Source organism: Tritonibacter horizontis (genome assembly GCF_001518015.1).
GTDB lineage: Bacteria > Pseudomonadota > Alphaproteobacteria > Rhodobacterales > Rhodobacteraceae > Epibacterium > Epibacterium horizontis.
In genome coordinates this window covers 1-17,982 of record NZ_LPUY01000042.1, presented here as the reverse complement: position 1 = coordinate 17,982, position 17,982 = coordinate 1, and the positions used below count along the sequence as shown (strand labels likewise).

At 64.3% G+C, this 17,982-nt stretch carries 21 protein-coding genes; 8 read left to right on the top strand and 13 right to left on the bottom strand.

Annotated features, from left to right (window positions below):
- Positions 1 to 11 precede the first annotated feature (11 nt).
- A complete protein-coding gene (locus tag TRIHO_RS07010; protein ID WP_068241620.1) occupies positions 12 to 500 on the bottom strand; it encodes a MarR family winged helix-turn-helix transcriptional regulator in 489 nt (162 codons plus the stop codon).
- A gap of 82 nt (positions 501 to 582) precedes the next feature.
- On the opposite strand from TRIHO_RS07010, the gene TRIHO_RS07005 reads away from it, so the two are divergent.
- Complete coding sequence (locus TRIHO_RS07005; RefSeq protein ID WP_068241619.1) at positions 583 to 1,500, top strand: DMT family transporter; 918 nt, start codon at positions 583 to 585, stop codon at positions 1,498 to 1,500.
- Between the two features lie 5 nt (positions 1,501 to 1,505).
- On the opposite strand, the gene TRIHO_RS07000 is transcribed toward TRIHO_RS07005, so the two are convergent.
- Together TRIHO_RS07000 and TRIHO_RS06995 are read right to left on the bottom strand one after the other, a co-directional pair.
- Complete coding sequence (locus TRIHO_RS07000; RefSeq protein ID WP_232367727.1) at positions 1,506 to 2,066, bottom strand: hypothetical protein; 561 nt, start codon at positions 2,064 to 2,066, stop codon at positions 1,506 to 1,508.
- The gene (locus TRIHO_RS06995) at positions 2,029 to 2,511 is read right to left on the bottom strand and encodes an RNA pyrophosphohydrolase (protein WP_068241660.1); all 483 of its coding nucleotides are present in this window, start codon (positions 2,509 to 2,511) and stop codon (positions 2,029 to 2,031) included. The genes TRIHO_RS07000 and TRIHO_RS06995 overlap by 38 nt, the downstream gene beginning before the upstream one ends.
- 193 nt (positions 2,512 to 2,704) lie before the next feature.
- Here TRIHO_RS06995 and TRIHO_RS06990 point away from each other — a divergent pair, with 193 nt between their 5' ends.
- Positions 2,705 to 4,732: an NADPH-dependent 2,4-dienoyl-CoA reductase gene (locus TRIHO_RS06990; RefSeq protein ID WP_068241616.1), complete on the top strand. Its 2,028-nt coding sequence runs from the start codon at positions 2,705 to 2,707 to the stop codon at positions 4,730 to 4,732.
- A 123-nt stretch (positions 4,733 to 4,855) separates the two neighbouring features.
- Positions 4,856 to 5,416, top strand: a complete 561-nt coding sequence (locus TRIHO_RS06985; protein ID WP_068241614.1) for a type 1 glutamine amidotransferase domain-containing protein — start codon at positions 4,856 to 4,858, stop codon at positions 5,414 to 5,416.
- A 533-nt stretch (positions 5,417 to 5,949) separates the two neighbouring features.
- Here the strand turns inward: TRIHO_RS06985 and TRIHO_RS06975 are convergent.
- Together TRIHO_RS06975 and TRIHO_RS06970 are read right to left on the bottom strand one after the other, a co-directional pair.
- On the bottom strand, positions 5,950 to 6,297 hold the full coding sequence (locus TRIHO_RS06975) for an antibiotic biosynthesis monooxygenase family protein (protein ID WP_068241610.1): 348 nt from the start codon (positions 6,295 to 6,297) through the stop codon (positions 5,950 to 5,952).
- Positions 6,294 to 6,629, bottom strand: coding sequence for an NIPSNAP family protein (locus TRIHO_RS06970; protein ID WP_068241608.1), 336 nt, complete (start codon positions 6,627 to 6,629; stop codon positions 6,294 to 6,296). Before TRIHO_RS06970 ends, TRIHO_RS06975 begins: the two co-directional genes overlap by 4 nt.
- Before the next feature lie 216 nt (positions 6,630 to 6,845).
- Here TRIHO_RS06970 and TRIHO_RS06965 point away from each other — a divergent pair, with 216 nt between their 5' ends.
- A complete protein-coding gene (locus TRIHO_RS06965; protein WP_068241606.1) occupies positions 6,846 to 7,751 on the top strand; it encodes a LysR family transcriptional regulator in 906 nt (301 codons plus the stop codon).
- A 112-nt stretch (positions 7,752 to 7,863) separates the two neighbouring features.
- Here the strand turns inward: TRIHO_RS06965 and TRIHO_RS06960 are convergent, their stop codons facing one another.
- The 4 genes from TRIHO_RS06960 to TRIHO_RS06945 are packed head-to-tail and all read right to left on the bottom strand — an operon-like array spanning position 7,864 to position 10,995.
- A complete protein-coding gene (locus TRIHO_RS06960; protein WP_068241604.1) occupies positions 7,864 to 8,925 on the bottom strand; it encodes an OmpA family protein in 1,062 nt (353 codons plus the stop codon).
- Complete coding sequence (locus TRIHO_RS06955) at positions 8,922 to 9,494, bottom strand: peroxidase-related enzyme (RefSeq protein WP_068241602.1); 573 nt, start codon at positions 9,492 to 9,494, stop codon at positions 8,922 to 8,924. The genes TRIHO_RS06960 and TRIHO_RS06955 overlap by 4 nt, the downstream gene beginning before the upstream one ends.
- A 35-nt stretch (positions 9,495 to 9,529) precedes the next feature.
- Complete coding sequence (locus tag TRIHO_RS06950; protein WP_068241600.1) at positions 9,530 to 10,276, bottom strand: GNAT family N-acetyltransferase; 747 nt, start codon at positions 10,274 to 10,276, stop codon at positions 9,530 to 9,532.
- Positions 10,273 to 10,995, bottom strand: a complete 723-nt coding sequence (locus TRIHO_RS06945) for a competence/damage-inducible protein A (RefSeq protein WP_068241598.1) — start codon at positions 10,993 to 10,995, stop codon at positions 10,273 to 10,275. The genes TRIHO_RS06950 and TRIHO_RS06945 overlap by 4 nt, the downstream gene beginning before the upstream one ends.
- A gap of 132 nt (positions 10,996 to 11,127) precedes the next feature.
- Between TRIHO_RS06945 and sfsA the strand changes: the two genes are divergently transcribed.
- Positions 11,128 to 11,826 carry a DNA/RNA nuclease SfsA gene (sfsA, locus tag TRIHO_RS06940; RefSeq protein ID WP_068241658.1) on the top strand — a complete coding sequence of 233 codons (699 nt, stop codon included), beginning with the start codon at positions 11,128 to 11,130 and terminating at the stop codon, positions 11,824 to 11,826.
- A 32-nt stretch (positions 11,827 to 11,858) separates the two neighbouring features.
- Here the strand turns inward: sfsA and TRIHO_RS06935 are convergent, their stop codons facing one another.
- A complete protein-coding gene (locus TRIHO_RS06935) occupies positions 11,859 to 12,743 on the bottom strand; it encodes a mechanosensitive ion channel family protein (protein ID WP_068241596.1) in 885 nt (294 codons plus the stop codon).
- Between the two features lie 152 nt (positions 12,744 to 12,895).
- On the opposite strand from TRIHO_RS06935, the gene map reads away from it, so the two are divergent.
- Positions 12,896 to 13,714: a type I methionyl aminopeptidase gene (gene map, locus TRIHO_RS06930; RefSeq protein WP_068241594.1), complete on the top strand. Its 819-nt coding sequence runs from the start codon at positions 12,896 to 12,898 to the stop codon at positions 13,712 to 13,714.
- Positions 13,715 to 13,763: 49 nt separating this feature from the next.
- Here the strand turns inward: map and TRIHO_RS06925 are convergent, their stop codons facing one another.
- Genes TRIHO_RS06925 through TRIHO_RS06915 form a run of 3 tightly spaced genes read right to left on the bottom strand, consistent with a single transcriptional unit; the run spans position 13,764 to position 16,259 of the window.
- Positions 13,764 to 14,429 carry an HAD family hydrolase gene (locus TRIHO_RS06925; protein WP_068241592.1) on the bottom strand — a complete coding sequence of 222 codons (666 nt, stop codon included), beginning with the start codon at positions 14,427 to 14,429 and terminating at the stop codon, positions 13,764 to 13,766.
- Positions 14,430 to 14,475: 46 nt separating this feature from the next.
- A complete protein-coding gene (rsmD, locus tag TRIHO_RS06920; RefSeq protein WP_068241590.1) occupies positions 14,476 to 15,051 on the bottom strand; it encodes a 16S rRNA (guanine(966)-N(2))-methyltransferase RsmD in 576 nt (191 codons plus the stop codon).
- Positions 15,048 to 16,259 (bottom strand): NAD(P)/FAD-dependent oxidoreductase, encoded by a 1,212-nt coding sequence (locus TRIHO_RS06915; RefSeq protein ID WP_068241588.1) that lies wholly within the window; start codon positions 16,257 to 16,259, stop codon positions 15,048 to 15,050. Before TRIHO_RS06915 ends, rsmD begins: the two co-directional genes overlap by 4 nt.
- A 125-nt stretch (positions 16,260 to 16,384) precedes the next feature.
- Between TRIHO_RS06915 and TRIHO_RS06910 the strand changes: the two genes are divergently transcribed.
- Together TRIHO_RS06910 and TRIHO_RS06905 are read left to right on the top strand one after the other, a co-directional pair.
- A complete protein-coding gene (locus TRIHO_RS06910) occupies positions 16,385 to 16,870 on the top strand; it encodes a peroxiredoxin (protein ID WP_068241656.1) in 486 nt (161 codons plus the stop codon).
- A gap of 52 nt (positions 16,871 to 16,922) precedes the next feature.
- Positions 16,923 to 17,792: a CHAD domain-containing protein gene (locus tag TRIHO_RS06905; protein ID WP_068241586.1), complete on the top strand. Its 870-nt coding sequence runs from the start codon at positions 16,923 to 16,925 to the stop codon at positions 17,790 to 17,792.
- Positions 17,793 to 17,982: the final 190 nt, after the last annotated feature.

Below are 17,982 nucleotides of genomic sequence, written 5' to 3'. Positions count from 1 at the left end.
ACGACCACCGGTCAGCTGCTCCCGGCCGCTTTCAGCGCCTTGGACAACAGCGCGCTGAAGGCCTCTGCTTCCTGTGCCGTCAGCCCGTCCAGCAACGCCGCCTGGGTCTGCACATGCGCCTCGACCACCTCGTCGATCAGCGCCAGACCTTCCGGCGTCAGCGCAATCAGGAAACTGCGGCTGTCGCTCGGGTTGGTGGTACGGGACACCAATCCGTCCGCCTCCAGCCGGTCAATCCTGTTGGTCATGGTGCCCGAAGCCACCATCGTCGCCTTCAACAAGTCGCCCGCCGACAACTGATAGGGTGCGCCTGACCGGCGCAGCGTGGCCATGACATCGAATTTGGCGGCGTTGAGGCCAAAGCGGGCAAAGGTTTTTTCCATCGGCCGCAGATACGCCAGATAGAGCCGCCCCACCCGGCCAATCACCCCCATTGCCGTGACATCCAGATCGGGCCGCGCGCGGTGCCATTGCTGCAGTATGAAGTCCACATGATCCATGACGGGAATTCATGTGGTTCTTTTATCTTGACGTCAAGATACTTCGCACTTATCTCGACGTCGAGATAACCAGGAGGCCAGCATGACCCAGACCAGAGACCTCGCCCTGACGGCACTTGCCCCCGCGATCTGGGGCAGCAGCTATATTGTGACCACCGCCTTTTTGCCGGGGCAATCGCCCTATCTGGTTGCCCTGCTGCGGGCGCTGCCGGCCGGGATTTTCCTGATGCTGCTGGTGCGCCAGTTGCCGCCCCTGGCGCTGGTGCCGAAAATTCTGGTCCTGGGGGCGTTAAATTTTTCGCTGTTCTGGTCGCTGATGTTTCTCGCCGCCTACCGGTTGCCCGGCGGTGTCGCGGCGACGCTTGGCGCCGTGCAGCCCTTGTTTGTGCTCGCACTGTCGGGCCTGCTGCTGGGGCACAGGATCCACACGAAAGGCGTTCTCGCGGCGCTGTTGGGGATGGTCGGTGTTGGATTCCTGGTGCTGGGACCAGAGGCCCGGCTGGACCTGCTGGGGGTCTTTGGCGGGCTGGCAGGTGCGGCCTCAATGGCTGCCGGCGTGGTCCTGACCCGCAAATGGCAACCGGCGGTGCCGGCCCTGACCTTTACCGCCTGGCAGCTGATGGCGGGCGGGGTGCTGCTGATCCCGGTGGCTTTTGTCGCCCTGCCGGACTGGCCCGGGCTGACAACGCAGAACTTGCTCGGCCTGGCCTACCTCAGCCTGATCGGCGGGGCCCTGACCTATATCCTGTGGTTTCGCGGCATCGGCCGGATCGACCCGGCGCGGATTTCGCTGCTCGGCGTGTTCAGCCCGCTCACGGCCGTTGTTCTTGGGGTGACCCTGGCAAGCGAGAGTTTTTCGCTGCTTCAGGCCGGTGGTGCCTGCCTTGCGCTGTTCAGCGTCTGGCTCGGCCAGCAGGGACCGCGCAAGCCCGTCACGCCGGTGTCCAAAGCGCCCGCCCTCGCGGCCACCGGCCCGGCGCCCAAAATCCCCGCGGCCTGAGCGGCTCAGTCGCTCCGGGGCAGATCCACCGCGCCTTCCATGTCGTCGGGCAGTTTGGACGGGCAGGCACGCCCCTGATGGCATTGCAGGACAATATCGCCTGCGCTGCCATCCTCGGCATCAAAAAAGAACCCGCCGCAGGGCTCCAGATAGGCGGTGGCCTTGCCTTCGGTATTGCGGGCGAAAAACAGATAGCGGCCGCCGGATTTCAGTGACCCGCACCACGGCCCGAGGCAATGCGCCTCCAGGGTCATCTCGCCATCGACGGGTTGATCAAAATACTGCTCCCCCAGCAACAGGCCGGTGACCTGAGCGGGAATGCGGGTCGGCGTCTTGGTGGCCTCCGGCGCGCTTTGGGAGTATTTCGGCAACAAAGCCTCGTCAAAGGTGACCCGTCCTTCGACGATCACAAAGGGGTCTTCGCTCTTGGCGACGATCCGATAGACGTCTCCCGGTCCCATCGGCAGGCAGCTCAGCGCCTGAGCCTGCGACGCGCAGGCCAGTCCGACCAGCCCGGCCAGAACGGTTCTAGAGATAGGTTTTGAATTCCTCCACCACACGGGCATAGACCTCTCGTTTGAAGGGGACGACCTTGTCGACCAGCTCCGCCACAGGCTGCCAGCACCAGGCGGAAAACTCCGGATCGTCGGTTTCGATGTTGATCTGCGCATCCGTGCCCAGAAAACGCAGCAGGAACCATTTTTGTTCCTGGCCGCGAAACTTGCCGCCCCAGAAATGCGGCACCACCTCATGCGGCAGATCATAGGGCAGCCAGCCGTCACTTTCGGCGATGATCTCCACCAGATCCGGGGTGACGCCGGTTTCCTCTTCCAGCTCGCGCAATGCGGCGACCCGGGCATCTTCGCCCTTGTCGATGCCGCCCTGCGGCATCTGCCAGGCGTTCTTGTGCCGGTCCTTGCGCTGACCGACCCAGACATCACCCGCGGCGTTCAGCAGCATCACGCCAACGTTGGGCCGATAGGGCAGCCGCGCGATCTGATCGGCGGTCAGGGAAATCTGGCTGTCCTTGCTCATATTTGCGCTCCGCAATATCTGGCCCGTCTCCCCCCCTTAGACCGTGTGCCGCCGGGGCACGCAAGGGGGTGACGCCGCGTTGATGGGTGACAATTCCGTGGCGGCCGGCAATCCTGCGCCGCAAAGGGGCGTCCGGCGGATGCTCCACCGAACTTGGAGGGAGAGTGTCATGGCTGCGTACCCACATCTGCTGGCCCCGCTGGATCTGGGCTTTACCCAGTTGAAGAACCGCGTGTTGATGGGCTCGATGCACACCGGGCTGGAGGAAACCCGCGACTGGCCGCGTGTCGGCGAATTCTATGCCGCCCGTGCGCGGGGCGGCGTGGCGCTGATGGTCACCGGCGGCATCGGTCCCAACCTCGAAGGGTCGGTCCTGCCCGGCGCGGCGATGATGACCACGGACAAGGATGTGGAAAACCATTCGGTGGTCACCCGCGCGGTACATGACGCAGGGGGCAAGATCGCGATGCAGATCCTGCACGCGGGCCGCTATGCCTATGGCCCCAAATGCGTCGCGCCCAGTGCGGTGAAATCGCCGATCTCTCCCTTTGCCCCGACCGAGCTGGACGAAGCGGGCATTGAAAAGCAGATCGCCGACATCGTGAACGCCGCCCGGCTGGCGCAGCAGGCGGGCTATGACGGGGTGGAGATCATGGGCAGCGAGGGCTATTTCCTCAACCAGTTCCTGGTGACCCACACCAACAAACGCACCGACCGCTGGGGTGGTTCGTACGAGAACCGCATGCGCCTGCCGCTGGAAGTGGTGCGCCGGGTGCGCGCCGCCGTGGGGGCGGAGTTCATCCTGATCTATCGCCTGTCGATGATCGACCTGGTGCCGAATGGATCGACCTTTGACGAGGTCGTTGCGCTGGCCAAGGCGGTCGAGGCCGCAGGCGCCACCATCCTCAACACCGGCATCGGCTGGCACGAGGCGCGCATTCCGACCATTGCCACCTCGGTGCCGCGTGCCGCCTTTGCCTGGGTCACCCAAAAGCTGATGGGACAGGTGTCGATTCCGGTGATCACTTCCAACCGCATAAACACGCCCGAGGTCGCCGAGGACGTGCTGGCGCAGGGCTGTGCCGATATGGTGTCGATGGCGCGGCCGATGCTGGCGGATGCGGATTTCGTCGCCAAGGCCGAGGCCGGGCGCGGCACCGAGATCGCGCCCTGTATCGCCTGCAATCAGGCCTGTCTGGACCACACATTCGGCGGCAAGCTGACCTCCTGTCTGGTAAACCCGCGCGCCTGCCATGAAACCGAACTGGTGCTGACCCCGGCCGAGGTTGTGAAATCCGTCGCCATCGTCGGCGCGGGTCCGGCCGGTCTGTCCACCGCGCTGGCGGCGGCGGAGCGGGGCCATGCCGTCACGCTCTTTGATGCCAGTGACGAGATCGGCGGCCAGTTGAACATGGCCAAGCAGATCCCCGGCAAAGAGGAGTTCTGGGGGCTGGTCGACTGGTACCGCACCATGATCGCCAAGGCCGGCATCACAGTGCATCTGGGCCGCCGGGTCGGGGCCGAGGATCTGACGGGGTTCGACGAGGTGATCATCGCCACCGGCGTGCTGCCGCGCGATCCGGGCATTCCCGGACAGGATCACCCCTCGGTCGTGTCCTATATCGACGTCCTGCGCCACCGGGTGCCGGTCGGTGAGAAGGTCGCGGTGATCGGCGCCGGCGGCATCGGTTTTGACGTGTCGGAATTCCTGCTGCACGCCGGCGACAGCCCCACCGAGAACCTGCCGCTGTGGATGCGCGAATGGGGGGTCACCGACCCGGCCACGCATCGCGCCGGCCTCGCCCCCGAGGGCCCGCAACCCGACGCCCCCGCGCGCCAGGTGACCCTGCTGCAACGCAAGGCCGAACGCCATGGCAAGCGGCTCGGCAAGACGACGGGCTGGATCCACCGTGCCACGCTGAAGATGAAGCAGGTCGCATTTGTCGGCGGCGTCACCTATGAGCGGATCGACGATGCGGGCCTGCATGTCAGCTTTGGCGCGGCGCGGGAGAACCCGACGGTGATTGCCGCTGACACCATCGTGCTCTGCGCCGGGCAGGTCAGCGAACGCGCGCTTGCGGAGGCCCTGGCGGACCGGGGCATCACGGCCCATGTGATCGGCGGCGCCGATGTTGCCTCGGAACTGGATGCCAAACGCGCGATCAACCAGGGCACCCGTCTGGCGGCGACGCTCTAGGCACGTCACGCCACGTCAACCACGCCGCAGTCAGCCCCGCTTGGAACATCCCGTGCGGGGCGACGTTTTCCTGTGAGAGGGCCGCAACGAAACGGCCCGGACACTTACAGGAAAGGACACGTCATGCCGAAGATTTCAGACGCCAAGATCCTCATCATCGCCACCCATGGGTTTGAAAAATCCGAACTGGAGGTGCCGCGTGACCAGCTGCGCGACCGTGGGGCGACGGTCCATGTCGCCACGCTGGATGGCGGCCCGGCCAAGGGCTGGGAAGGTCCGGACTGGAAAGGTTCCGCCGAGGCCGACCTGGAGATTTCGAAGGCCAACCCGTTTGACTATGACGCGCTGGTGATCCCCGGCGGGCAGATCAACCCGGATCTTTTGCGGGTCGAGGCCGATGTGATCAAGCTGGTCAAGGACTTCCACAACGACGGCAAGGTGATCGCAGCGGTCTGTCACGCCCCCTGGGTGCTGGCCGAAGCCGGTATCGTGAAGGGGCGCAAGATGACCTCCTACGCGTCGATCAAGACCGATATGATCAACGCCGGCGTCGACTGGGTCGACACGGATGCGGTGGCCGACAAGGGCATCGTGACCAGCCGCCAGCCTGACGACCTTGACGCCTTTGTCGCAAAGATCGTCGAAGAGGTCGAAGAAGGCACGCATAGCCGCAAGGCGGCCTGACGGGCCCATCTGCTGCCTCATGTCTGCTGCCAAGGTCCTGCCGGCGCCCTGTCGATCCGATTTGCGGCGTTGGGCGTGGCGGCGGGCGGCAGCCCTGCCGGGGGGGCTCCCGCCCCCGCGCATGGCCCGGCGCGGCCGGGCCCCGCTGACGGCGTTGGACGTGGCACCGCTTCGCGGTGCAGGCCCAGCGCCGAGAGGCGCCTTCAGGGGCAGATCTGCCTCTGAAGGCGCCTTTGCCAGTTTACAGAACCTCTGCCGCATCAAGGGTAAACCGCGCCGGTGGCGCGACCGCTGACGCGGCCCTTGACCCGGCACCGGTCAACCCACAGGACGCACCCCATGCCGCCAACGCGCCCGCAGCGCGCCGCAGGCGCGCTGCCCGGCCCAACGGGAGAGGCTGCATTTCAATGCAGTCGAAACGGGCGGGAGCCCCCCGCGCCCCTGCCCTCGCTGCCGTCCGGAACCTGCCCCCGTCCTCAGCCTCTTCCGCCTCCTCCGCGCCCTGGTCCCGGCTCCGGGTTGAGTTCGGCGCTTTAGGCGCCATGCCGGGTGCGGCTGTCCTTTGGGGCTTCGTCCCGCTGATCCATGCCATAGTCGCGGATCACCGCCGCCACGCGCAGTCGGTAATCGGCGAAATAGGCGTCACGGCCCTTGGTCTGCGCCGCGCGGTGCTTTTCCAGCTGCCGCCAGCGCGCCACTGCGGCCTCATCCGTCCAGAACGACAGCGACAGCAGCTTGCCCGGCGTGGTGAGGCTTTGGAACCGTTCGACCGAAATGAACCCTTCCAGCCCTTCGAACAGCGGGCGCAGGGTTGCGGCATGGTCCAGATAGGCCTGCTGTTGTCCCTCTGCCGGGGTCACTTCAAATATTACTGCAATCATGTTCGCTCTCCTGTGCCATCCGCATGGGGGTCGGAGGCCAGTGTGAGCCAGCTCCGGTCCTCGCGCAAAATGAACTTTTCCCGCTGTGCGAATTCATAGTTCTGCCGCCCAAGCGGATCCGCCGCCAGCCGGGCGCGATAGCGTTCGTATTCCGCAAGCGATGGGATCGAGTAAATCCCGTAGGCCCGCGTCGACGACCCCTCATGCGGGGCGAAATAGCCGATCAGATCGGCCCCGCAGCGCGGGATCGCCTGCCCCCAGGTCCGGGCATACTGGTGAAAGGCCGATTTTTGCGTCGGATCGATGTGATAGCGGATGATGCAGGTCAGCATGGGATTGGTCCTTGTTGCGCCTCACGGCAGAGATCTCCTGATAGGCCGCCCGCGCAGGCGAAGGCTTCGTTGCGTGCCGAACAGTTCAAATTGTCTTGTTTCCACAGACGGGACGATCCTGCGAAAACCCTGCAATTATCCCACCACCGCCGCGATCTTGCCTGAATTCAAGCCCAAAACGGTCAAAGCAAGAGCGGATGTGACGAGGATCATGTGATGGACCGACTGACCGAAATGGAAGCCTTCGCCAATGTGGTGGACCAGGGTGGCTTCACCGATGCTGCCAAGAAGATGGGTATTTCCAAATCGGCCGTGTCCAAACATGTGTCCAGCCTCGAAGCGCGGCTGGGTGCGCGATTGCTGAACCGGACCACGCGCCGGGTCTCGCCGACCGAGATCGGGCTGGCCTATTATGATCGCGCCCGCCGGGTGCTGAACGATGCCGGCGAGGCGGATGCGCTGGTGACCTCCATGCAGACCGCCCCCTCTGGCCTGCTGCGCATTTCGGTCGCCACCGATTTCGGGGTCAACCATCTGTCGCCGGTGTTGTCGGAATTCCTGAAGGATTTCCCCGACATCACCGTGAACATGGTGCTGAACAACCGCTTTGTAGAGCTGATCTCCGAAGGGTTCGACATGGCGGTGCGCATTGGCGAGCTGGAAGACAGCTCCCTGCGCGCCCGCAAGCTGACGGAAACCACCAAGCGGATGATCGCCTCGCCCTCCTATCTGCAGGCCTATGGTCGCCCGATGAAGATCGACGACCTGAACGAGCACAAACTGCTGCATTACTCGAACCAATCCAGCGGCAACGTCTGGAAGATGACGGCCCCCTCGGGCGAGAAACGCCAGGTGCGCTCCACCGGCTGGCTGTCAGTGAACGATGGTCAATCCCTGCTGAACGCTGCGATCTCCGGCCTGGGGATCGCTTATTTGCCAAGCTATCTCTATGCCGAGGCCCTGGCCGAAGGACTGGTCGAGGACGTGATGCCCAGCCTGCCGGTCGAAACCTTCGGTGTGTATGCCGTTTATCCGCCGGGGCGGTTCACCCAGCCCAAGGTGCGGGCATTCATAGATTTTCTCGTGCATGCCTTTGCCGACAAGGGCATGGAAAACTGGTAGCGGCCACCGCCCAAGAGACTCCACGGTCCCTCCAAGCCTGCCCCTCGCCTGAACAGCGGGGGGCTTTTTTGTGGCGTGATGCGCGGGGCGGCGCGCGGCCTGTCCGGGCCGGTCAGGGCGTGACCAAAACCGCCTCCACCCGGCGATTGGTTTCCCGACCGGCCTCTGTCGCGTTGGAGCCAAGCGGCGCCATGAAGCCGGCCCCGGCCACCTCGATCCGTCCGGCGGCGATGCCATAGCGCGATATCAGCCGCTGGCGCACGCTGGCGGCGCGGCGGCGCGACAGGTTGATATTGGCGTCCAGGCCGCCAACCGTATCCGTGTGACCGACCAGAAGAATGGTCGCCGTCTCCTGCGCGGTCAGGAAGGCGGCCAATTGCTCCAGCGTATCAAACGGCCCCTCGCCCATGCGGGTGGAGCCGGAGGCGAACTCCAGATCCAGCAGCGGTGCGTGCCCCTGCAGGGTCAGCAGATCGGCGATGGCGCCGGTGGACAGGACGCTGCCCTTTTCAATCGCGGCGGCCAACAGGCGCTCCGCCGGATCTGGCTGCCCGGCCCCGGCGGGCGGCGCCTGCGGGTCTGCGGCGGTCGGGTCTGTCGGCGCAGCGCCTCCCGGCCGGAGCTGATCCGGCGTCGCGGGCGGACGCAGCGGAGCGGAGGGATCCTGCCGCTCCAGCAGCTGCACATAGACCGAATCGCCGGTGCGGGAGGCCAGAAGCGAAACCACCGCTTTGGTTTCCGGATGTTCCGCCGCAAAGAATTCGTAATCCGAGAGGTTCACCGCCATATCCGGCGCCGGGATCACCTCGATCCCGAAGCGAAAGGCAAAGCCGCCACAGGCGCGGGCGGTGCAGGCAAAGACCTCTTCGAACCCCTGCTCCACCAATGTGCTGCGGATCGGCGCCAGCACCTGCAGCGCGCTCCAATCGCCGGTCACGCGCCAGCTGCGCCGATAGACGCGCCCTTCGTAGGATCGGGTCGGCACCGCATCACCCCGGGCCGGGCCGACCGGCAACAGAAGTGTCGCAAGCGGCGTGTCCTGATTGCGCAGCGGTTCCGCCCCGGCCGGCAGAGAAACCGCCACCGGGGTCGCATGGGCCACCGACAGACCGGATAACAGGCTGACCGTCAGGCCAAGGGCGGCGGCAAGCGCGAAGGCCGGGCGTCGGATCACCGATACTGTCCGTGATAGTCGCTGTTGGGCACCATCGCCGTCGCGCTGGCCACCCGATTGGTCATGTTGAAGAAACCCGCCACATTGGCGATATCCCAGATGTCCTGATCGTCAAAACCGGCCAGCCGCAACGCGGCGCGGTCGTCTTCTTCGATCTCGGCACTGGCGCGGGTCATCTTGGCGGCAAAGTCCAGCATCGCCCGTTGTCGCCCCGACAGCGGCGCGACGCGGTAGTTCATCACCAGCATTTCACCCAGTTGCGGATCGCCGGACAATTGCCGCACCGCCGCCCCATGCGCCACCAGGCAATAAAAGCATTTGTTGATCGAGGAGACCACAACCGCGATCATCTCGCGCTCCAGCTTCGACAGTTTGCTCTGCCCCAGCATCAGGTCGTTATACATCGCGGTAAAGGCGTTGAGCTTGTCGATGTTGAACGCATAGGCCTGCAGCACATTGGGCACCATGCCCAGCTTGTCCTGGCAGATGTCGAAATAGGCCTGGGTTTCCGGTGGCAAGGGGTCGACCATCGGCAGGTCAAGCGCGGTCGGTGCCTTCGGTTTGGTCATGACTGTGCCCTCTCTCTCGGCAGACTGAACGTCTTTTAGCGTTTGATACGGTAGTGGTAGCAGCCCACCTGTGCCATGCCCAACCGCGCATAAAGCGCATTTGCGCCGGTATTGGCGCGGGTGCAAAGCACGGTGAGTTCCTGCGCGCCGACCTGATGCGCCCAATGCGCGGCCTGGCGCATCATCCAGACGCCGACCCCCTTGCGCCGCTGATGCGGGGGCACCTCCAGCGCGTGCAGCATTGCGACGCCCGCGTGTTCGGCAACATAGGCGGTGCCTGCGGGTTTGTCCTGCCACCGCCCCAGGATGGATGTCTTGGGCCCGGCAGCGCGCGACATCACCGCCAGTCGTTCCGGGCCGATCCCGCCTTCTGCCCAGATCTCGCGCTGGATCGCCAGCGGTTCCCAGACGCAGAATGTGGTGACGCGGGGGATCTCCACATCCATCAGCTGTTGTGGCCGGCAGGTCCAGAACACCACCGGATCCATCACCTGATAGCCAAGCCTGTCCAGTTCTGTGTCCAGCGCATCCTGACCATCGCGGACCTGGAACAGGCAGGGCTGGCCCAAGGCCTGCATCCGGGTTTCCGCCTCGGCGATTTGCGCGGCGGTCACCGGCGCCTCGGCGGTGGCGGCAGAAACGCGGCTGCCACCGCCGCCACCAACGCGCAGCGTGATCGGGCCCAGACTGTCCCGGCGCAGGCAGGGCCAGGTTGCCTCGATCACATCATAATACCTGGGGTCGGTCGCTGGCGCCTCTGCCGTGTCTGCCGCCTCTGTCACAGCCCCAGATCCCGGGCCAGTTCGGTGGTGGCCGCATCAATGCGCGCGCCGTCAGCGCCACGCAGCACCACATTGGCACCAAAGACGCCGTTGTTCTGAAACGGATAACAGCCGATCGACAGATCGCTGTATTTCTCCGCCAGCGCCGACAGGGTGGCGGCGATCTCGCCCTCACCCCTGTCCACCCGCAGGGTCTGGCTGAGCAAGGGCTGACCGCCAACCAGCGTTGCCAGCACGCTGGCCACCATTGCCTGAAACACCAGCGGCACCCCGGCCATGACATGCACATTCCCCAGCGTGAAACCCGGCGCGGCAGAAACCGGGTTTTCGATCAGCTCGGCCCCATCCGGGATCCGGGCCATGCGCAGGCGCGCGGCGTTCATCTCGGTCCCGGTGGTTGCGTAATGGGCGGCGAGAATGGCACGGGCATCGTCGCGCACATCAATCGCCACATCAAAGGCCCGGGCGATGCAATCGGCGGTGATGTCATCATGGGTCGGGCCGATCCCGCCCGAGGTAAAGACGTGGTCATACCCCGCCGACAGGGATTTGACCGCCGCCACGATGGCGGTGGCGTCATCGCTGATCACGCGGACTTCCTTCAGGTCGATGCCATGTTTGGTCAGCTCGCCCGCGAGATAGTACATATTGGCATCGCGGGTGCGGCCCGACAGGATTTCATCGCCGATCACAAGCATGGCAGCGGTGGGATTGGACATGGCGCGACTCCTGCGGATGTATGGGTTCGCCCGGAGGATAGCCCGCCGCGCGGCCGGTGCAACCACCAACGCGCCGCGGCCAGTCACATCGCCCCTTTGACAGCGGCGCGCATCTGGCGCATGACCGGCGGCATGAAATTTTCCCGCCCCCTGATCCGCGCCACCCTGATCAAACGCTACAAACGCTTTCTCGCCGATTGCCGGTTGCAGGATGGGCAGGAGATCACCGCCCATTGCGCCAACCCCGGCAGCATGATGGGGCTGGCAGAGCCGGGCATGAGGGTCTGGCTGGAGCCGAACGATGATCCCAAGAAAAAGCTGAAATACGGCTGGCGGCTGGTGGAACATGCCAGCGGCGATTTCACCGGCGTCGATACCTCGGTCCCCAATCGCGCGCTCAGGGCCGCGCTGGAGGCGGGCCAGATTGCCGCCTTTGCCGCCTATTCAACGGTGCGGGCGGAGGTGAAATACGGCCAGAACAGCCGCATTGACTTCCTGCTGAGTGGCGCGGGCCTTCCGGATGCCTATGTCGAGGTCAAAAGCGTGACCCTGTCGCGCCAGCCGGGGCTTGCGGAATTTCCGGACAGCGTCACCGCGCGCGGGGCCAAGCATCTGCGCGAACTGTCCGAAATGGCCGCCGCAGGCCACCGGGCGGTGATGCTCTATCTGGTGCAACGGACGGATTGCGACCGTTTTGCGCTGGCCGGGGACATTGACCCCACCTATGCGGCGGAATTCACCCGCGCCCGCGCCATGGGGGTCGAGCGGCTGGTCATCGGCACGCAGATCTCGCCCGAAGGGGTCGCGGTCGGCCAGCCTTTTGCAGACTGACCGGACCGCGTCTTACACGCCCGTCATCGCGGTCAGGCGGCGTCCGATTCGGACGCGTCGCTGTCCGGCGCCGTTTGGATCAGCGTGCGCGTCGGGAACGGAATGTCGATGCCGGCCGCATCCAGTGCTTCCTTGACCTTGCGCTTCATGTCGGCCTGATACTGGAAATAGTCCGCCGAGCTGACCCAGACCCGGACCAGGAAATCGACCGAGCTGGCATTCAGGGTGTTGACCTGGATAAAGGGTTCCGGCTCCGTCATGGAGCGGGCATCCGCCATGATCGTGTCGCGGATGGTCTGCTCTGCCAGGGCAAGATCGGCGCCATAGCCGACCCCGAAAGACCATTCCGCGCGGCGGGTGGGGTATTCGGAGTAATTGGAGATGGTGTTGCCCCAGACCTCGGCATTGGGAATGATCACCTTCACATTCGACAGATTGGCGATCACCGTGTTGTTGAGGTTGATGTCCTTGACCGTGCCCATGGCGCCGTTAACGTCAATGAAATCGCCCAGCTTGAAGGGGCGAAACAGGATGATCATCACCCCTGCCGCGACATTCGACAAGGCCCCCTGCATCGCGAGGCCGATGGCCAGCCCCGCCGCACCGATGGCCGCGATGATCGACGTGGTTTCAACCCCGAAGGTGTTGAGAACAAAGAGAACCGCAAAGCCCAGTATACAATAGCGCAAGACATTGCCGAGAAAGTGAAACAGGGTATTGTCAAGCCGGGCATGGGTCTCGCCCAGGGCGGCGACCCGGCGTTTCGCCCATCCTGCAATCACGAAGCCCGCAATCAGGATCAAGACGGCGGCCAGCACGCTGCCGAGCACCTGAACCAGGATTTCCAGCGTCACCAGGTCTGCTATCGCTTTGTCGTTGAAAATTTCTGTCTGCAATACGCTATTTAGACTTTCCATGTTCTACTTTGTGTTCCCTGCACTTGCTGTTGCCTTTGGCACAGAACGCCGCACCGGGAAGAAGGTTCCACAAAAGTCACCGGTTCGCCCTCTGGTCCTTTTGCGCAGAACCCCTTAAATAGCGGACTGAACCCACCACGGAGCACGCCCTGATGAGATCCAAAACCGGCCGCACCACCAAAGACGGTATCCACATCTACGAGCAGGCCGATTTTGCCGGCATGCACGCAGCGGGTGCCGTTGCGGCCAGGATTCTCGATGATATTGCGGCCCATGTTCATGTCGGCCAGACCACCGGCGAGCTGGACCGGCTGATCACCCAGATGATCGAAGAGGCCGGCGTGACCTCGGCCACCATCGGTTACAAGGGCTATCAGCACGCCAGCTGCATCTCGATCAATCACGTGGTCTGCCACGGCATTCCCGGCGACAAGAAGCTGAAGGATGGCGACATCCTCAATATCGACGTGACGGTGATCGTCGATGGCTGGTTCGGCGATACCAGCCGCATGTATGTGGCGGGCAAGCTGCCGCGCAAGGCGGAGCGGCTGATCCAGATCACCCATGACGCCCTGATGAAGGGCATTGAGGTGGTGAAACCCGGCAATACCTTTGGCGACATCGGCCATGCCATCCAGTCCTACGCCGAAAGCCAGCGGGTCAGCGTGGTGCGCGATTTCTGCGGTCATGGTCTGGGACAGGTGTTTCACGCGCCGCCCAACGTGCTGCATTATGGCCGCCCCGGCACCGGGCCGGTGCTCGAAGAGGGCATGTTCTTTACCATCGAGCCGATGCTGAACCTGGGCCGCGCCGAAACCAAGGTGCTGGCGGATGACTGGACGGCGGTGACCCGCGACAAATCCCTGTCGGCGCAGTTCGAGCATTCCGTCGGGGTGACGGCAGATGGGGTGGATATTTTCACCCTCTCACCGTCGGGACGATTCCATCCGACCTTTGACACCGACAGCTGAAACCTGAAACCTGAGAGGCGCCCGCGTCGGTCGCCTTGTCCCTGCGCAGTCAGCCCAGCCCAAGGCGATGCGGCAGCTCGGCCATGTGGTGAAACACCTCTGCCCCCTCGGCAGCAAGGGCGGCACCATCGTCATGCGCCGCATAGCCAAAACATTGCATGCCTGCGCGGGCCGCACCGCGCGCGCCGGTGTTGCTGTCCTCGATCACCACGCAGGCGCGCGCCTGCACGTTGAAATGGGTGGCCGCGGCGAGGAAAATCCCCGGATCCGGCTTTGCCACCTTCAGCGTATGGGCCGAGAACATCGCCCCGGCGTGATACCGATCCCAAAGCCCATGCGGACCCAGGGTGATCTGCATCTTCTCCTCGCTGCCATTGGACACCACGCAGCTGGGGATGCCTTCCTGATCGAGCCGCGCGATGACATCCATCACGCCCGGCACCAAGGGCACGCCCCGGCGCAGCGTCGCATAGGCGGTGTCATAGACCTCGGCGATCCAGTTCTGCGGCAGGGTTGCGCCCATCGCGCGGGCCCTGGTGGCGACCTCAGGCATGGCCAGCCCGGCAAAGGTCGTCATGCTGACCTCGGTCGTCAACGCCAGCCCACGGGAGCTGAGATCCTCGGCCAGCACCGCGTTGAAGACGCGCTCGCTGTCCACCAGCACACCGTCGCAGTCAAAGATCACAAGTTCAGGTCTGGGGTAAGTCTTTGGCATCGGGGGTCTCCATTGGCATGTCGGGGCCATTCCAATGGGCGCGGGCTCAGTCGGCCGGATCGGCACCGCTGTCCTGCGCCCACAGAAGGGTGATATGGGTGTCGCCATATTTTCGGCTGTCTTCCAGCACATAGCCGGGCGGCACCTCCATCGCGGCGTTTTCTTCCCAGACCAGAAGCGCCCCGGGGGCGATCCAGCCGCCCGCGCCAATGGCGGAAATCGCCTTTTGCCCCAGCGACTTGCCGTAGGGCGGATCGAGAAAGATCAGATCGAAGGGCAGCTCCGGGTTTGCCCCCAGTCTGAACGCAGAGCGGCGCAGCAAGTGGCACTGCGGCTTTGCCCGGCAGAGGTCGATGTTTTTCTGTATCAGCCCCTGTGCCACCCGCCCGTCATCGACAAAGGTGACATTGGCCGCCCCGCGCGACAAGGCCTCCAGGCCCAACGCGCCGGTACCGGCAAAAAGATCAAGCACGCGCAGATCGGCAAAATCCACCTTATGCGCCAATACGTTAAAGAGGCTTTCGCGCACCCGGTCGGTGGTCGGACGCAGATGCGCCCCCGCGTCGCCCTTGCCCACCGCCGCCAGCGCGCGGCCGCGGAAATCGCCGGCGATGATCCTCACGCTTTCAACAGCGGTTTCAGATCCGCGCTGGTATCGGCCACGATGGTCTTGTCGGCGGTCTTGCCGCCTTCGATCAGGCGTTTTGCCACCATATAGGCGCGCGGGTCGTTCATCGCATCCACCGCCACCAGCCGATCACCGGTGTAATACCAGAACGAGGTCGCGCCCCCCTCACCCGCGCGGGTCACGACGCTGTCATAGCCCGAGTTCAGGCCGGCGATCTGCAATTTGACATCATATTGATCGGACCAGAACCACGGCGTCGCGACATAGGTCTTTTGCGCCCCCAGCATGTTCTGCGCGACGATTTCCGCCTGGTCGATGGCGTTTGGCACGCTTTCCAGGCGAATGCGCCCGCCTTTGTAGGGAAAGGACGCGCAATCGCCCGCCGCCCAGATCGCCGGGTCCGAGGTGCGGCCGAATTCATCCGTGCGGATACCGTTTTCAATCTCCAGGCCTGCGGCCTCCGCCAGATCGGACGCAGGCGCGATGCCGACGCCCACAACGACAAAATCCACCTCGACGATGCTGCCATCGCTCAGGACTGCGCGGGCAACCTGGCCGTCTTCGCCTTCCAGGTGGTTCAGCCCGATGCCTTCGCGGATATCGACACCGTGGCGGGTGTGCAGCTTGCGGAAATAGTCGGATGTCTCCGGCGCGGCGACCCGTTGCAGGATCCGGTCGGCCATCTCGACCAGGGTCACGGAAACCCCGCGTTTGGCGCAGACGGCTGCGGCCTCCAGCCCGATGTAGCCGCCGCCGACGATCAGGGTCCGCGCCCCCTCGGTGACCGCCGGCGCCATGGCATCGACATCCCCGAGGTCGCGCACCACATGCACGCCGCCAAGATCGCCGCCAATCGACGCTGGCAGGTGCCGGGGGTGCGATCCGGTGGTCAGGGCCAGCTGGTCATAGCTGATGACCTCCGCACCGATGTGGATCTGCTTCTGGGCCCGGTCAATGGCATCGACGGCCGTGCCGAGCCGCAGGGTGATGTTCTGGTCGGCATAAAAACTGGCGGGGCGCAGGAACAGCCGCTCCAGCTCCATCTCGCCCAGCAGATAGGCCTTGGAGAGCGGCGGCCGCTGATAGGGCAAGGCCTCTTCGGCCCCGAACAGGGTGATTTGACCGTCAAATCCGCTGTTGCGCAATTTTGCCACCAAAGAGGCTCCCGCCTGGCCTGCGCCAATCACCGCAATATGTTGCATGTGCCCTCTTGTCTCCTGATGCAGTTCCATTACCGTCTGCGCAGGACCCTATATGCAGGGCCCGCCAAGACGCAATTGCCCAAACCCCTCCGGGCACCCATGAGAACGACATGAAGGACCGCGCGATGATTTCCGTAGGAGACAAGCTGCCTGCCGCAACCCTGACCCGGATCGGAGACAATGGTCCCGAAACGGTCGAGATCACGGAGCTGGCGCAGGGACGCAAGCTGGCGATCTTTGCCGTGCCGGGCGCCTATACGCCGACCTGCCATTCGGCCCATGTGCCCAGTTTCATCCGCACCAAGGGCCAGTTTGATGCCAAGGGCGTGGATGAGATTATCTGCGTGTCCTGCAACGATCCCTTTGTGATGAAGGCCTGGGGCGAGTCCACCGGCGCCACCGAAGCGGGAATCACCATGCTCGGCGATGCACAAAGCGCCTTTACCGACGCGCTCGGCATGCGATTCGATGCCCCCCCGGCTGGCCTGATCGGCCGGTCCAAGCGCTATGCGATGATTGTCGAGGATGGTGAGGTAAAAATCCTGCACCTCGAAGAAAGTCCGGGCACCTGTGAAGTGTCCGCTGGTGAAGCCCTGCTGGATGCGCTGTAATCGCGTCATGTAACGGATCCGTTGGAACGGCTAAAGCCTTGAACACAGACGTATGACTGACGCACAAATCCCTGCGACCCACCCCGCTGCCCTTTTGGCAGAGGTCCTGGATGAAATTGATGCCGCCCGCGCCTTTGTGGCGCGGGACGATGCCTTTGACAGTGCCCAGGCCCTGCGGGTGGCGCTGCGGCGGTTGCGCAGCGCGCTGACGCTGTTCCGTCCCCTTTTGCCCCCGGATCACAACAAGGCCCTGCTGGAGGATGCCCGCTGGCTCAGCGCCGAGGTCACCCGCCTGCGCGATCTCTACCTGTTGTGGCAGGATACGCTGACGCCCGCGCGCGTGGCCCTGCCCGACAATGCCGCCCTGCAGACCCTCGAAGCCCGGGTGCTGGCCCGGATCGAACAGGAACGCGCAGAACTGCGCGCGCTACTTGCGTCGGAGCGGGTGGCTGACGTGCTGGCCCGTGGCCGCGAAATGACCGTCCCCGGCTTCTGGCGCCCCGCCGCCGAAAGCCCGGAAAAACTGGAAGGGCTCTGCCATGAGACGCTTGAGCTGCGGCTCAGTCAGGCGCTCAAACATGGCGAGACGCTGAAACGGCTGGACAGCCAGGCCCGCGACAGTTTCCGCAAAAGCCTGCGCAAACTGCGGGCAACAGCGGAATTCACCCAGAGCATGTTTGCCTCCAAAAAGACCAAGGCCTTTCTCAAACAGTTGAAAAAGCTTCTGGAATCCATGGTTGCCGCGCGGGATGCAAGCGCGGTGCGCGACCGGCTGGAGGATCTGATGCGGGATATGGAAGATGGCTCCGCCGAGCGCCATATCGCCCAGGAGCTGATCAAGGCAAAGGAAGCCGGCGTCGGACTGGACCACAAACGGTTGCAGAAACTCTGGCGCGCGACGGTGGCATTGCCACTCTACTGACATCGCCACGACCGTGGCCGACCCGGACCCCGTCCAGCGGGCGTCGGGAAAGTCCCGCCAGACAACGCGCCTCTTGGACAAAGCACGGCGACCACCGGATAGGACGGCTGCGCATTACGCCTGCGGCGGGCGGGGCGCTCCCGTCCCTTTCGACTGCGCCAAAGGCGCCTTCAAAAGCGTTGGGCCAAGC